A 14,810-nucleotide genomic window follows, 5' to 3' on the forward strand; every position below is an offset into this window, starting at 1 on the left:
ATGCCCCTGTGGCCCGTCTACACCGGTACGAACGAGCCGCACGACGGCATCGCCGAGCTGCCCGCGCCGCCGCCCTGGCGGGACTTCGACGGCGGGCCGGTGCTCCCGGCGCCGGACGCCGCCGCCGACACCGCCGCCCACTCCCCCGACCGCACCCACCGCGCCGAGACCTACCAGGCCACCGAGGAGACCGTCGAGCTGGTCAACGCGGCCCTGTACCTGCGCCGCCCGCTGCTGGTCACCGGCCCGCCCGGCACCGGCAAGTCCTCGCTGGTGTACGCGGTCGCCCGGGAGCTGAGGCTCGGCCCGGTGCTGCGCTGGAACATCACCAGCCGCAGCACCCTGCACGACGGCCTCTACCAGTACGACCCGCTCTCCCGGCTGTACGCGGCCCGGCAGGAGGCGGCCCGGCCGGGGCGGACGGACGGTACGGGCGGCACGAGCGGCGCGGGCGGCGCGGGCGGCACGGGCGGCACGGGCGGCGCTGTCGACGGGTCGGGCATCGAGCACCACTTGCGGCTCGGTCCGCTCGGCACCGCGCTGCTGCCCTACGACCGGCCCCGCGCGCTGCTCATCGACGAGATCGACAAGAGCGACCTCGACCTGCCCAACGACCTGCTGAACGTGCTGGAGGAGGGGCAGTACGAGATCCCCGAGCTGGTGCGCGCCTCCCGGCTGACCCCGGACGGTGTCGCCGAGGTACTGGCCGACGGCACCGACGAGCGGGTCCCGGTGGTCCGCGGCCGGGTCCGCTGCCGGGCCTTCCCGTTCGTCGTCCTCACCAGCAACGGCGAGCGCGAGTTCCCGCCCGCCTTCCTGCGCCGCTGTGTCACGCTGCACCTCAGGCAGCCGGACGACCGGCACCTCGCCGAGATCGTCCGCGCCCACCTGGGCGAACCCGACGCCTACGCGCGGACTCTGATCGAGCGTTTCCTGTCCCGGTCGGGCGCCGGCGACCTGGCCACCGACCAGCTGCTGAACGCGATCTACCTGGCCCGTTCCGCCGGCCTGGACGCCGGGTCCCTGGACCGGCTGGCCGAACAGCTGATGCCCTACCTGGGGCAGAGCGCGCAGTCCGATGTCTTCTGAGCCGGCCGGCGCCCCGGATCCCGTGGTCCGCCTGGCCGAGGTACTGGCCCGGGTGTCCCACGGGGTGCGCCCGACCCCGCTGGAACTGGCCGAAGTCCTGTGGCTGGCCCGGCACATGCGGCCGGAGACCGGGGCGCCGGAGGCCGAGGGGCATGAGCCGGCGGAGCGGACGGCGCCACCCCCTTCCCCACCCGCGCCCGCGCCACCGCCGCCGGCCCCCGACCCGCCGGCCCCGCACGCGCCACCGCCTGCCCCCGAGCCGCCCCCGCACGAGCCGCCGCCGGCACCCGCCCGGGTGCCCCTGCACCTGCCCGCCCGGCGGCCCGCCCAGGCGGCGGCCCGGCCGCACGCCACGCTCCTCGCCCCGGCGCCGCCGATGCTGCGCCACCGCCTCGCCCTGCACCGCGCGCTGCGTCCGCTGGCCCGCCGCGCCGACGCGCCCCTGGGCCGGGAGCTGGACGAGCGGGCGACCGCCGACCGCATCGCCCGGCTGGGCGCCGACCCCGCGTGGTGGCTGCCGGTGCTGCGCCCCACCCGGGAACGCTGGCTGCGGCTGAACCTGGTGTACGACGCGGGGCCGACCATGCCGGTCTGGCGTCCCCTGGTGCGCGAACTGCACGCGGTGCTGGGCGAGTCCGGCGTGTTCCGCACCATCGGCCTGTACCGCGCGGACGCCGACGGCCGGGTGCGCGGCCCCGGCCTGCCCGCCCCCGCCGACGGCCGTACGGTCACGCTCCTGCTCAGCGACTGCATGGGCCCGCAGTGGCGGGAGGGCCCCGCCGGACAGCGCTGGTACGCCACCCTGCACCGCTGGGCGCGCCGGATGCCCCTGGCCGTCGTACAGCCGCTGCCGGAACACCTGTGGCGGGACACCGCCCTGCCCGCCCTGCCCGGCACCGTGTCGGCCCCGCACCCCGTGGCCCCCTCGGCGGCGCTCACGTTCACACCGTACGAGCCCGGGCCCGACGAGCCGGTCCGCCCCGGCGGCACCGTGCCGCTGCCCGTGCTGGAGCCGGAGCCGCGGTGGCTGGCGCACTGGGCCGGGCTGCTGGCCACGCCGGGCGGCGCGGAGTTCCCCGCCGCCGTCGCCGGGCTGGGCCGTCCGCTGCCGGCGGACGCCGAGGACCGGACCGACGTGGGGCGGCTCACCGCCGAGGAGCTGGTGCTGCGGTTCCGGGCGACCGCCTCGCCGGAGGCCGTACGACTGGCCGGGCACCTCGCGGTGGGGCGCCCCGATCTGCCGGTGATGCGCCTGGTCCAGGCCGCCGTAGACCCGGATCCGCGCCCCCGGCACCTGGCCGAGGTCATCCTCAGCGGCATGCTCACCACCGTCCCCGGCGGCCCGCCCGGCGCTTACGCGTTCCGGGACGGCGTCCGCGAGCTGCTGCTGCTCGGCCTGCCCCGCACCGAGCGCCACCGCACGACCGAACTCCTCGACCGCATCGGCGAGTTCATCGACCGCCGGGCGGGCCGGGCGCCGGGCGAGTTCCGCGCGTCGGTGCCGTCCGAGCGGGGCGCGGGGACGGCCGTGGAGGACGATCCGTTCGCCACGGTCCGCGAGGACAGCGCGCGGCGCCTGTCGGCGGACGGGGCCGTGGGGTTGCCGGCGGACGGCGCCGGGGAGCTCTTCGCGGGGCGGTACCGGCTGCTGCGGCCGGTGGAGACGGGCATCACGGAGGACTGGCTGGCGAAGGCCATGGGCTGGCTCGCGGTGGACACCCGGGAAGGAGGCGCCCCGGTCGTGGTGCACCGGTTTCCGGCGCGCAACGCCAACGCGGACTTCACGGAGCAGTGCCGGCGGCTCGCCCTGGTACGCCACCCCTCCGTCGCGCCGGTGCTGGACCACGGGATCGAGGACGGTGTCCCGTACATGGTCCGGGACTTCGTCCCCGGGCGGACCCTGGAGCAGCGCCTGGCGGAGACCGGCGGCCGACTGCCCGCCGAAGAGGTCGTCGCCCTGCTGCCGAAGCTGGCCATGGGCATCGACGCCCAGTACGCGGGGGGCGGACCAGGGGGCCTGCTGTACCTGCGCTCCGTCGTCCTTACCCCGCACGGGCCGGTCCTGACCTGTCTGACATTGACACCGATCGCTGCGGGGGGCCACGGCGGGGCGCTGCGGACCCTCGGGCGGATCGTCCGCGAGACCTATGGGGGCGACGGGCCCGAGGAGCTGGGGAGGACGCTGGACACGGCCGCCTCCGAGCTGCTGTCCGAGAGCCCCGAGGTCCAGCGGCACGGCGTCGAGCTGCTGCTCGGGCTGGGCCCCGGCCCGCGCCCCGGGCCGCTCGGGTTCTCCCTCCTCGGCCCGCTGGAGGTCACGCGCGACGGCAAGCCGCTCTCCGTTCCGCTCCCGCACGACCAGGCCGTCCTGTGCATGCTGCTGCTGTACCGGGGCCTGCCCGCGACCGTGGAGGAACTGGCCACCGGGCTCTCGGACACGCCCCGGGCCGGCACACCCTCCGTGGAGTCGTGTCTGCGCCGCCTGCGCTGGGTCCTCGGCCCGGATCTCCTCACCACCGACGACGGTCACGCGCTCGACTTCGGCAACGTCCTCGCCCCCGACGGCATCGACGTCTTCCGCGTCCGCCGGCTGGCCGCCGAAGCGGAACGGAGCCGAGCCGCCGGTGACCGGGTGAGCGCGCGGGAAAGGGCCATCACGGCACTGGAGTTGTGGCGGGGCGAACCCCTGCACCGCATTCCGGGACGGGCCGCCCAGGACGTCCGGGAGGGACTGGAGGCCCTCCGCCGTACGCTCCACACGATCCTGGAGGCCGAGGAGGAACCCCCCGCCGACCGCCCCGGCATCCACTTCACGGCCGACGAGCTGACCGGGCGCCCGGAGGCCCGGATCGCCCTCGAAGCCGCGGTGCACGAGATCCTCGCGCGCGGTTCGGCCGGCCCCCGCCAGTACGAGGTGACCGTCCGCCCGGACGGCTACGCGGTGCGGCCCGGACCCGGCGCCTATCTGCTGCCCGTCCTCGTCGCCGTGCTGCGGGAACTCCCGTACGCGCTCGCCCGGCTGAGCGATCCGCCCCGGCTCACGGTGACGTTCGGGCAGCCGCCCGTCCCGCCGCCGGAGACGGCCGCGGACGTGACGGTCGTCGTACCGCCCGCGCTGTACGACGAGTTCGCCGCCAGCTCCGCCGCCCAGCGTGCCCGCCCCTTCCGGCCGCTGTTCGCCGACGGCGCCCCGGACAGCCCGCCGGCCGCCTGGTACTGCCTGCTCGGGCCGAGGGCCGCCGAACCCGGTGAACGCGACCTGGTGCAGGGCCCGTTCATCACGGCCGACCTGCGCGAGCTGGGCGTCCCCACCCCGGGCCGCACGGCCGTCGTGCACACCCGGGCCGACGGCCCGCTGACCCTGCTCGACCCGATCCAGCCCTACGGCACGCGTCCGCCCCGCCCGGAGACGTACTACTCGGTCGACCTCACCCCGCACGAGGTCCGGCGGATCGTGTCCCTGCCCAGCTCCGGCAAGGGCGCGTTCCAGGCCGCGGTGCTGCTGACCTGGCGGGTGGCCGACCCGGTCGCCTTCGTCCGCGCCGAGGCCACCGGCATCCCCGAGCTGCTGCTGCGGCACCTGTGCGCCGCGGCGGCCCCGATCACCCGCCGTCATCCGCCGCGCCGGGCGGGCGCGGCCCAGCGGGCGGTGAACGCGGGGGTCGCCGACTGGCCGGTGCCGGGGCTGGCGGTGTCGTGCACCGTGCAGCTGGTCCCCGAGTGGGCGCCGGCCCCGGCGGCGGAGCCGCCCGTGCCGTCCCGGCGGCGGCTGTCCACGCTCCTCGACGAGGCCGAGACGGTCCTGGTCGGCTTCGAGGGCCCGCTGACGCGGCTGTTCACGACGCACTCGGCGCGGGAGGCGGTGCTCGACCTGCTGTCGGTGGTGGCCGACCACCGCGACCCGCAGGACGCGCTGGCGGGCCGGCCGCTGCCCGCCTCGGGCGCCGCCGGGCGGGAGGCGTTCACCCATCCGCTGGACCTGCTGCGCGCCTTCGCGCACGACCGGCTCGGCCCGCTGCTGCGGGCCCGCCTCGACGAGCTGGAACTGGCCGCCGTCCCCGACGCCCCCATGACGCACCGCTCCCTGGCGCTGGTCCGCGCCCTGCACCGGTCCGGGCGCCGGGTCAGCGTGGTGACGGACGTGTCCACCGCGGCCGTCCACCACTGTCTGCAGCCCTACCGGCTGCCGCTGGCGGGCGTCCACGGCCGCCGCGACGACCTCGGCCTGCTCACACCGCACCCCGACTGCCTGCTGCGCGCCCTGGACGCCGTCCGCACTCCCCCCAGGGGCGGTGTGCTGATCAGCTCCTCGGTCGCCGAACTCACCGCCGCCCAGCAGCTCGGCGTCCGCTTCATCGGCTACGCGCCCACCGCCGCCGGACGCCGGCGGCTGCGCGGGGAGGGCGGCGAGGTCACCGTCTCCTCCCTGGAGCCGCTGCTGGAGGCCGCCCGCGTGCTGTGACCCGCCGACACACCGGTACGGCCGGGAATTACGCCCGTTCGGCGGCACCCCGCCCGGCCGTGCCCAGCGGGCGCCCGCCTCCGGCCGCGCGTCAGGATGCCAGTGGGCCCGCCGACCAGTCGGGCACCGCAAGGCCCGCGCACTCGGGAGGATCCGCCGTGACCGTCAGCCTGGAGCAGTTGCGCCGCTGCCACTTCGCCGTCGACCTGGGCGCGGCGCGTACCCGGGTGTACGTGAAGGGCGCCGGCCTGGTCGTGGACCAGCCCTCGGCCGCCGCCGTGAACACCCGCAGCGGCGCGCTCATCGCCGTCGGGGAGTTCGCGGAGCAGATGACGGGCCGCACCCCCGACTACATCAAGGTCGTCCGGCCCGTCTCCGGCGGCACGGTGGTCGACATCGAGATGGCCCAGCGCATGCTGCGGCATCTGATGGGCGACAAGACGCACCGCATGCTGCGCCGCAAGCCCCGGCTGCGGGCGGCGGCCTGCGCCCCGCACGGCGCCGACCCGCTGGCCCAGCGGGCGACCGTCGAGACGCTGGTCGGGCTGGGGGCGCGCCGGGTGGAGCTGGTGGACACGCTGATCGCCGCCGCGGTGGGGTGCGGGCTGCCGGTGGAGCGGCCCGAGGCCACCATGGTCATGGTGTGCGGGGCGGCGGCGACCCAGGTCGCGGTGCTCTCCCTGGGCTCCATCGTCGCCGCCGAGCGGGTCCCGGTGGGCGGGGAGGCCGTGGACCACGCGATCGTGCAGCACCTGCGGCACGCGCACGAACTGGTGCTGCCCACCCAGTCGGTACGGCCGCTGCACCTGGCGCTGTCCGGCAACGGCCTCACTTCGCAGGGCCCGGCGTCGGCCGAGATCCACGGCCGGGACGTGGCCACGGGGCTGGCCCGCAGCGTGCGCGTGGACACCGCGGCCGTGCGGGACGCGATCCAGACCCCGCTGACGGCCGTCCTGGACGGCATCGGGAAGGTGCTGCGCGACTGCCCGCCCGACCTGGTGGCCGACCTCGCCGACCGCGGGATCGTGATGGTCGGCGGCTCGGCCCTGCTGCCCGGCTTCGACCAGATGCTGCGGCGGGCCACGGGGATGCCGGTGCACATCGCCGAGCGCCCGGACGTGTGCGCGGCGCAGGGGCTGGGGGCGATGCTGGAGGGGCGGATCGAGCCGCTCCAGTTGCATCCGCTGGCGGCGTGAGTCGTCCGACGGTGTGAGGCCGCGGGCGGCGTGAGCGCGAGGCAACCCGGCGAGGCCGCGCCCCGGCCCCGTCTCCGCCCCCGCCCGCGCCCGCGCCCTCGCTCAACGGCCCAGGTAGGAGCGGATGGTCGTGCCCTCCGGCCCGGTGTGGACGCGCACCAGGTCGGACAGCAGGTTGACGAGCAGCAGCCCGCGTCCGCCGCGCTGGTCGCGGGCGGGCGGGCGGCGGCCGGCCAGCGGGTCGGCGAGGCGGCCCTTGTCGCGGACCTCGCACAGCACGTACCCGTCCTGCGGCCACACCGTCAGCGTGCCCGTACCGCCGCCGTGCACCACGCTGTTCGTGGTCAGCTCGGCGGTGATCAGCGCCAGGTTCTCCAGAGCCGTCCCGGCCAGGCCCAGCCGTGCACCGTGCTCGGTGGCCAGGTGCCGGACGGCGGAGAGGGAGTCCTCGGCGAAGGCGGCGCCGAACACCTCGGGACCGGCGCCGGGGGCGGGCGGCAACGGCAGGTTGTAGCGGGCCACGACGCCGTCGGGGTCGTACGCCGGGCTGACCAGCTCGTCGGTGGAGCCGGCCGGGATGACCACGGGGTGGGTGGCATGGGCGTCGGCCAGCACCCGTTCGTCCAGGCGGGAGGTGTCGTAGGGACACAGGATGCTGACCTCGCGGCCCTGGAACGCCGCGTTGATCAGCGCCTCGTGCTGGGCGCAGGCCGGGTACTCGTCCGGGCTGCGGCCCGCCCAGATCGGTTCACCGATGATGTGGACCCGCCGGCCGGCGGGCTGGGCGTCGGCGAAGGCGCGCAGCACACCGGGGATGATCCGGCCGGGGTTGCGGCCGGCCTCGCGCATGTCCAGGAACCGTACGGCGTCGCCGTCGGCGCCCAGCGCGTCCTGGATCAGCGCCAGGTTCTCGTTCGGCACGGCCACCGCGACCGGCTCGCCCGCCGCCAGTCCCGCACGGATGAAGGACACGGTGCCGGCCAGGTACTGGTCGGTGTCGGCGTAGAACAGCGCGGGGTGGACGAACGGTTCCGCGGGATGGGTCGCCGTGGTCATGACGTCGACACCTCGATCCCCGAAAGGCTGGGCCAGAGCAGCCCCAGTATCCGTGGCAAGGAGTCCGGTGGCCGGTCCAGCACCAGCCGGCACCCCCCGCCCAGGTTCTTCGTGGTGTCCGCCAGCGCGCCGGCTCCCGCCACGTCGACGAAGGTCACCGCGGAAAGCTCCAAGTAGTACACGTCCTCGCCCCCGACGTCCCCGGCCTCACGCACGACCCGCTCCAGCGCGCGCTCCCATATGTCCCGCGTGGGCAGGCTCACCTCGCCCACCGCGCGGAATCCGCTCCGCCCGGTCAGCGGGTACACGTCGAGCCGCGGCGCCGCCTGCTGCGGCACGGCGGCCGTCGGCAGCAGCCGGGCCGGCTCGGGTGCGCTCATGCCATCTCCCAGTCGCACGGGATACACAGCTGCCCAGTATGCGCCCTCCACAGCCCTCACCGAGCACGGATGACACCCGGCGGGTCCGGGCGGGACCGGCGGGTCCGGGCGGGGACCGGCGGACGCGGGGCGGGGCCGGCGGGCACGGGGCGGGACCGGCGGGCGCGGATCGGGGTCGGCAGACGCGGGGCGGGGCGGGACCGGCGGACGCGGGGCGGGGCCGGCGCGTATGGATCGGGGCCGGCGGGCACGGATCGGGGTCGACGGGCACGGGTCGGGACCGACGGACGCGGATCGGGGCGGGACCGGCAGACGCGGATCGGGACCGGGGCACGGGTCGGGGTCGGCGGGCACAAGTCGGGATCGGCGGACACGGGTCGGGGTCGGCGGACACGGGTCGGGACCGGCGGACGCGGATCGGGGCCGGCGGGCACGGGTGAGGCACGCTGGGCGCGGGGCGGGCTCGGCGGACGCGGATCGGGGCCGACGGGCACGGATCGGGGCCGGCGGGCACGGGTGAGGCACGCTGGGCGCGGGGCGGGCTCGGCGGACGCGGATCGGGGCCGACGGGCACGGATCGGGGCCGACGGGCACGGGTGAGGCACGCTGGGCGCGGGGCGGGCTCGGCGGACGCGGATCGGGACCGGCAGACGCGGATCGGGGCCGGCGGGCATGGATCGGGGTCGGCGGGCGCGGATCGGGGCCCGGCGGAGCGGATCGGGCCCGGCAGGCGCGGCCCTCCACCCGGCACGCGCAGCCACACCGGCGGACGCGGATCGGACGGGCCCGGCAGGCGGCCGGCACCTCGGCATGCGCGGCCGGCGCCGGCGGACGCGACCGGCACCCGGCGGACTCGTGGGCGCCCCGGTGGGTGTAGGCCGCCGTGCGGAGGGCAGGCGAGGGACGATGGAGGATCGGCGGACCGGGAGGGGAGACATGAGCACGGCGGCACGCGCACCGCGGGGCGGGCGACCGGTACCCCTGGCCGTGAGCGTCCGCGAGGAAGGCGGCCGGGCCGTCCTGCGTGCCCGGGGCGAGCTGGTCCACGGCTGTGCGGACACCCTCGCCGAGGCCCTGGCCGCACTGCCGCCGGGCATCGCCCGGGTCGAGCTGGACGCCGCCGAGGTGGTCTTCCTGGACACCGCCGGGCTGACGGCCCTGGACACGCTGCGCGCGTACGGCCGCCGGCGGAACGTACCGGTACGCGCCACCGGCTGGCGCGGACAGCCGCGCCGGGTGCTGGAACTGACGGGCCTGGACCCCGTGGACCCGCTCGACGGCACTCCACCCGCCGGCCTCCTCGACCGCGCGGCCTCGGCGGTGGCCCAAGAACGCGCCGAACAACTGGACGTACTGCGCCTGGAGATAGCGCAGCTGCGCCACGCGATCGACTCCCGCCCGGTCATCGACCAGGCCCGGGGCATTCTCATGGCGGCCCACGCCTGCACGCCCGATCAGGCCTGGGAGATCCTGCGGGAGGCGTCCCAGCGGACCAACACCAAGCTGCGGCACGTCGCGGCGGCGGTCACGGCGAGCGCGGCGCCGGACGGCACGCCGCCGCCGGAGCCGCTGGGCTCCGCGCTGGCCGCCGCCGTCCGCAGGGTCAGTACGGCAGCACGCGCCCCGAGGGAGTCCTGCGGTCGATCTCCTGCCCGCGCGGCGCGGCGGGCCGCCGGCTGACACGTACCCGGATGCGACGGTCCATGACGCCCTCCTCCTGCCGGCACCGCCCGGCACATCGGTAGGAGGTCCGTGCCCAGGACGCGACCGGTTCACGCCTGAACGAGGCCACTTCATGCCATCGTTACGGCCGCGGGCGCCCGTTCGCCGCCGGGCCGGACGGCGCGCGGGCGCGCGAGACGGACGGTTTCCCTGCCGCCTCGCCGAGCCGCCCCTTCCGCCACCCGCCACCCGCCGCCCGCCGTCAGTCGCCCCGGGCGCGCACGGCGAGCGCGGCGACCAGCAGGGGCGGCAGGAGCAGCAGGGCGAAGGCCGCGCGGTAGCCGCCGAGCGGGCCGGCGCCGGCGGCGAGGCAGGCGTTGAGGACGGCGGAGGCCGACGCGAGCACGACGACCTGGCCGAGGTTCATGTTGGTCTGCAGGGCGCTGGTGGTGTGGCCCTGCCGGTGCGGGAGGCTGTGCCCCAGGGAGAGCACCGTGACACAGGGGTCGAGCAGCCCCATGCCGACGGCGGACAGCGGCATGGCCGCCGCGGCCGTGACCGGCGGCGCGCCGCCGGAGCAGCCGGCCACCGCGAGGGCCACGGCGGCGGCCATGACCAGGGCGCCGGCCGTGACCAGGCGGTGCCGGGCCACGTGCTGGAGCACCCTGCCCTGCACCCAGGAGGCCCCGGCCCACAACACGGCGGAGGCGGTGAACGCCGCGCCGACCACGACCGCGTCGACCCGCCGCTCGGTGATCAGCATCAGCGGCACCAGCGCCTCCACGGCGAAGTAGGTGCCGGAGGTCAGCCCGCGCAGCAGCACCGTGACCGGCAGGCCCCGCGCCCCGCGCCAGGTCCCGCGCGGCAGCAGCCGGGGCGCGAAGCCGACGAGCAGGACCACACCGGCGGCGACCGCGGCCAGATGGCGCGGATCCCACGCGGAGGCCCCGTACTGCCCGAGCGCCGCTCCCGCACTGAGCAGGCCCGCGACCAGCAACGGGGGCCGCTCGGCGGGGACTTGGCCGGCACCGGGCCCTCCGCCGGCACCGGGCCCTCCGGCCGACGGGTGGGGGACGGGCCGGCGCAGGACGAGGACCAAGGCCACGGCGGGCAGGGCGGTCAGCGCGGCCAGGCCGTAGAAGACCGCGCGCCACGACCACCACTGGACGGCCAGGCCGGCCAACGGCGGACCGAGCAGCGACGGCAGGACCCAGCCGGCGCTCAGCAGCGCGAGCATCCGGGGCCGCAGGTGCTCGGGGTAGGTCTGGCCGATCGCGGTGGTCACCGACACCGCGACGAGCCCCGCCGCCAGGCCGTCCACGAACCGGCCGGCGGCGAGCTGCCAGACGGAGACGCTGGACGCGGACACCAGCAGGGTGAGCACCGACAGGACCATGCCGAGCGCGAGGGGCCGCCGGGCGCCCGACCGGTCCGCCCAGTGCCCGCCGAGCACCCCGCCGAACAGGCCCGCGGCGACGAAGCAGCCGGCCACGACGGGAAACAGGGACACGCCGTCCAGGTCGCGGGCCGCCGTCGGCAGGGTGGGCACCACGGCCAGGGCGGCGAACCCGGTCAGGAACATCACCACCGTGAAGGTCAGGGTGGCGGCGAGGTGGGGCGGCGAGAAGATCCCGCCGGAACCGGACGCGGCCGGGGGATCCGCGGCGTCCGCCGGGCCGGGTGACACCGGTGACACGGGTTCGCGCACGCCGATCCCCCGACATCTGGTCTGGACCATTGGGCTGGACGGCACGGAAATCTACGGGCCGCCCGCCCCGGGGTCAACCGTCCAGGCGCCCGTGGCCGGCCAGGAAGGCGTGGGCCACGGCGGCATGGCAGGCGATGCCGGTGGCGATCACGTCCTCGTCGACGGTCATGCGGGACGAGTGCAGCGACGGGGCCTCGTCCGGGGCGACGCCGGGCGGGCAGGCACCGAGGAAGGCCATGGCGCCGGGGACGGCCCGCAGCACGTAGGAGAAGTCCTCCGCCGTCATCTGCGGGGCGGGCAGCACGCGCACCGCCTCGGCGCCGAGCGCGTCGGCGGCGGCCCGCCGGACGAGGGCGGTCATGCCGGGGTCGTTGACGGAGACCGGGTAGCCGGCGACGACGGTCGGCTCCGCCGTGGCCCCGTGCGCGGCGGCCACCCCGTGGGCGACCCGGGCGATCGCCTCGTGCAGCCGCTGCCGGGTCGGCTCGGTCAACGTGCGCAGGGTGCCGGAGAGTTCGGCGGTGTCGGGGATGACGCCGGTCGCGGTGCCCGCGGTCAGCCGGGTCACGCTGAGCACGGCACTGTCGTCGGCGGCCACGCCCCGGGTGACCGCGCTCTGCAGGGCGAGCACGATCTCGCAGGCCACCGGCACCGGGTCGCAGGTGGTGTGCGGCGCCGAGGCGTGCCCGCCGCGGCCCCGGACCACGACCCGGAACCGGTCGGAGGCCGCCATCTGCGGTCCCGGCCGCAGCAGCACCGCGCCGGCCGGCATGTTCGGGTTCACGTGCAGGGCGAAGGCGGCGTCGGCCCGGCTGCCGGACGCCTCCAGCACCCCTTCCTCGATCATGAGGCGTGCTCCGTGATGGCCCTCCTCGCCGGGCTGGAACACGAACACCACACGCCCGGGCAGCGTCGCGCGCCGCCCGGCGAGCAGCCGGGCCGCGCCCACCAGCATCGCCATGTGGACGTCGTGCCCGCAGGCGTGCATCAGCCCCGGGCCGCGCGAGGCGAACGGCAGCCCGGTGTCCTCGGTGACCGGCAGCGCGTCCATGTCGGCACGCAGCAGGATCGTCGGCCCGTCGGCCGCCCCGGTGAGGGTCGCGGTCACGGAGGACAGGGCGCGCCCGGTACGGATGTCCAGGCCGAGGCCGTCGAGCGCGTCCAGGATCAGGCGCTGGGTGGCCGGCAGGTCCAGGGCCGTCTCCGGGCCCCGGTGCAGGGCCCGGCGCAGGGCGATCGCCTCGGGAGCCAGCCGCCGCGCCGCGTCGAGCAGGCCGGCGCCGACGGCAGCCCCGACAGCGGGGTCCTCCGGCGTACCGTCGTCGGCCCTGAAGATGGATGTCATACGGCCGTTCTCCTTCCCGTTCCCGGACCGGTCGGCCCTCGGACCGGTCGGCTCCCCGGAACCGTTCGGCCCCGGTACGGCGGGTGCTCCCCCACCGTAGGGACCCCGGCGCCGCCCGGACAGTCCCCGACACCCCCGACGCCCCCGGCACCCCGAATCCGGACAGGTCCGCATGCCGACAGAATGACGAAGACCCCGTCAACTTCCCCGGTGGGCCACGCCGGGGCGGCGGCCCTCGGCCACATGGCGCCGGCCGGACCGCACCGCCCAGGCGAACACGGCGGCGGCGAACAGCAGCACGGCGAGGGTGTCGTAGGGTCCCCGGAGCAGTCCCAGGCCGCCGGAGGAGCCGAGCGCGGAGCAGCACAGCAGTCCGGTCAGCCAGACCGGCAGCCAGGCCCCGTCGCGCAGCTCCCGGCGCAGTTCCCGGCGCGAGAGAAGGCCGTCCCGGCCGGAGCGGAGCAGCCAGGACAGCGGCACTCCGGCCAGCGCCAGCGGCAGGGTCAGGTGCAGCCGGTGCCAGGTGGACCAGTACACGAACAGGGTGGCCACCAGGAAGCTCAGCGGCGGGATCCAGCGCATCGCGCCGGCCGGCTCCCCCACCGGGCGCAGGGTGGCGGCGGCTACGGCGGAGGTGGCGTACACGAGCAGGAAGAGGTTGCCGAGGGTGCCGACGACGTCCTGCCAGGTACCGAAGGGCAGCAGGTAGACCGCCATCACCGAGGCGTTCAGGGCGAGGGCGCGGCGCGGGATGCCGGAGCCGGTGTGCACGCCGAGGAACCAGCGGGGCAGCAGGCCGTTCTTGGCCAGGGCGTAGGTGCGCCGGGCGCTGATCCCGAGCCCGATGAAGGTGGCGCCGCCGGGTGAGACGACGGCGTCGGCGTACAGCAGCAGGGCCAGCCAGTGCAGGTTGACCAGCAGGGCCAGCTGGCCGAACGGCGAGGTGAAGTCGACGCCCCGCCAGCCGTGGGTGAGGGCGCTGTCCGGGACGGCGAAGAGGAAGGCGAGCTGGAGGCCCACGTAGAGCAGGACGGCCAGGGCGATGGCGGTCAGCACGGCGGGCCGCAGATGCCGGCGCGGATCGCGGGCCTCGCCGGCCAGGTCGACCGGTGACTGGAAGCCGTTGACGGCGTAGACGAGCCCGCCCGCGGACAGCGCGGCCAGGCCCGCCGACCAGCCGTAGGGGGCGAAGCCGCCGTGGTCGGTGAGCCGGTGCGGGTGGAAGCCGGAGGCCAGCAGCAGGGCGACGGTGAGGACGGGGATGGCCGTCTTGACGACGGTGAGCACGTAGTTCACCCGGGTGAAGAGCCGCACCCCGAACCAGTTGAGGGCCCCGAACACCCCGGTGAGGACGATCGCGACGGCCACCCCGGACAGGCTCAGCCGGCCGCCGGTGTGCAGTCCGGGGAACCAGCGGGTCAGGTACTGCACGGTCGCGGTGACCTCGGCCGCGCCCGCGCCCACGGACAGCAGCACCGCCCAGCCGATCACCCCGGCGACCAGCGGGCCGTTGGCGTACAGCGGCCAGCGCACCGTACCGCCCGCCTCCGGCATCCGGGCCGCGAGGTCCACCAGGACCAGGGCGACGAGCATGGCCAGCGCGCCGGCGGCCAGCCAGGACAGCACGGACAGCGGGCCGGAGGTCTGGGCCGCGTACATCGCGCCGAACAGCCAGCCGGAGCCGATGATGTCGCTGAAGCCCACCGCCGTCAGGGCCGCGAACCCGAGGTGCCGGCGGAGTTTGCCCTCCTCGCGGAGTACGGCGTCGGGGGCGGCCGGTATGACCCGGGCCACCGGCTGCCGCGGTCCGGATCCTTGCTGCGAGGGGGTGCGTGCCACCCTCCGTCGCTTCCCGCACCCGCGCCGGACGACGCGCGGACACCGTCCGATTCACCTCGACGCCGCACGTTCG

9 protein-coding genes are annotated in these 14,810 nt (G+C 76.7%); 4 read left to right on the top strand and 5 right to left on the bottom strand.

Annotation, left to right across the window (positions count from 1 at the left end):
- From IH25_RS0106875 to IH25_RS0106885, 3 genes are all read left to right on the top strand, one after another.
- Positions 1-1,089 (top strand): AAA family ATPase, encoded by a 1,089-nt coding sequence (locus IH25_RS0106875; protein ID WP_030604682.1) that lies wholly within the window; start codon positions 1-3, stop codon positions 1,087-1,089.
- Positions 1,079-5,551 carry an SAV_2336 N-terminal domain-related protein gene (locus IH25_RS41885; protein WP_030604684.1) on the top strand — a complete coding sequence of 1,491 codons (4,473 nt, stop codon included), beginning with the start codon at positions 1,079-1,081 and terminating at the stop codon, positions 5,549-5,551. The genes IH25_RS0106875 and IH25_RS41885 overlap by 11 nt, the downstream gene beginning before the upstream one ends.
- Positions 5,552-5,709: 158 nt before the next feature.
- The gene (locus IH25_RS0106885) at positions 5,710-6,747 is read left to right on the top strand and encodes a rod shape-determining protein (RefSeq protein ID WP_030604686.1); all 1,038 of its coding nucleotides are present in this window, start codon (positions 5,710-5,712) and stop codon (positions 6,745-6,747) included.
- Positions 6,748-6,849: 102 nt separating this feature from the next.
- On the opposite strand, the gene IH25_RS0106890 is transcribed toward IH25_RS0106885, so the two are convergent.
- Together IH25_RS0106890 and IH25_RS41890 are read right to left on the bottom strand one after the other, a co-directional pair.
- Positions 6,850-7,803, bottom strand: a complete 954-nt coding sequence (locus tag IH25_RS0106890) for a sensor histidine kinase (RefSeq protein ID WP_030604689.1) — start codon at positions 7,801-7,803, stop codon at positions 6,850-6,852.
- Positions 7,800-8,183, bottom strand: coding sequence for an STAS domain-containing protein (locus tag IH25_RS41890; protein ID WP_051753810.1), 384 nt, complete (start codon positions 8,181-8,183; stop codon positions 7,800-7,802). Before IH25_RS41890 ends, IH25_RS0106890 begins: the two co-directional genes overlap by 4 nt.
- Positions 8,184-9,119: 936 nt before the next feature.
- Here IH25_RS41890 and IH25_RS0106900 point away from each other — a divergent pair.
- On the top strand, positions 9,120-9,863 hold the full coding sequence (locus IH25_RS0106900) for an ANTAR domain-containing response regulator (RefSeq protein ID WP_030604695.1): 744 nt from the start codon (positions 9,120-9,122) through the stop codon (positions 9,861-9,863).
- Between the two features lie 244 nt (positions 9,864-10,107).
- Here IH25_RS0106900 and IH25_RS0106905 read toward each other — a convergent pair whose 3' ends face one another.
- From IH25_RS0106905 to IH25_RS0106915, 3 genes are all read right to left on the bottom strand, one after another.
- Entirely contained in the window at positions 10,108-11,427 is a 1,320-nt protein-coding gene (locus IH25_RS0106905) for an MFS transporter (RefSeq protein ID WP_394298419.1), read from the bottom strand.
- Between the two features lie 199 nt (positions 11,428-11,626).
- The gene (locus IH25_RS0106910; RefSeq protein ID WP_051753811.1) at positions 11,627-12,898 is read right to left on the bottom strand and encodes a M20 metallopeptidase family protein; all 1,272 of its coding nucleotides are present in this window, start codon (positions 12,896-12,898) and stop codon (positions 11,627-11,629) included.
- Between the two features lie 198 nt (positions 12,899-13,096).
- On the bottom strand, positions 13,097-14,737 hold the full coding sequence (locus tag IH25_RS0106915; RefSeq protein WP_245172719.1) for an APC family permease: 1,641 nt from the start codon (positions 14,735-14,737) through the stop codon (positions 13,097-13,099).
- Between the last annotated feature and the right edge of the window lie 73 nt (positions 14,738-14,810).

This window comes from Streptomyces achromogenes subsp. achromogenes, from assembly GCF_000720835.1.
Taxonomy (GTDB): Bacteria; Actinomycetota; Actinomycetes; order Streptomycetales; family Streptomycetaceae; genus Streptomyces; species Streptomyces achromogenes.

Bases quoted from the DNA above. Each gene is read 5' to 3' on its own strand.
- IH25_RS0106875 (WP_030604682.1), top strand. From the start codon at position 1: ATGCCCCTGTGGCCCGTCTACACCGGTACGAACGAGCCGCACGACGGC.
- IH25_RS41885 (WP_030604684.1), top strand. From the start codon at position 1,079: ATGTCTTCTGAGCCGGCCGGCGCCCCGGATCCCGTGGTCCGCCTGGCC.
- IH25_RS0106890 (WP_030604689.1), bottom strand. From the start codon at position 7,803: ATGACCACGGCGACCCATCCCGCGGAACCGTTCGTCCACCCCGCGCTG.
- IH25_RS41890 (WP_051753810.1), bottom strand. From the start codon at position 8,183: ATGAGCGCACCCGAGCCGGCCCGGCTGCTGCCGACGGCCGCCGTGCCG.
- IH25_RS0106900 (WP_030604695.1), top strand. From the start codon at position 9,120: ATGAGCACGGCGGCACGCGCACCGCGGGGCGGGCGACCGGTACCCCTG.
- IH25_RS0106905 (WP_394298419.1), bottom strand. From the start codon at position 11,427: ATGTTCCTGACCGGGTTCGCCGCCCTGGCCGTGGTGCCCACCCTGCCG.
- IH25_RS0106910 (WP_051753811.1), bottom strand. From the start codon at position 12,898: ATGACATCCATCTTCAGGGCCGACGACGGTACGCCGGAGGACCCCGCT.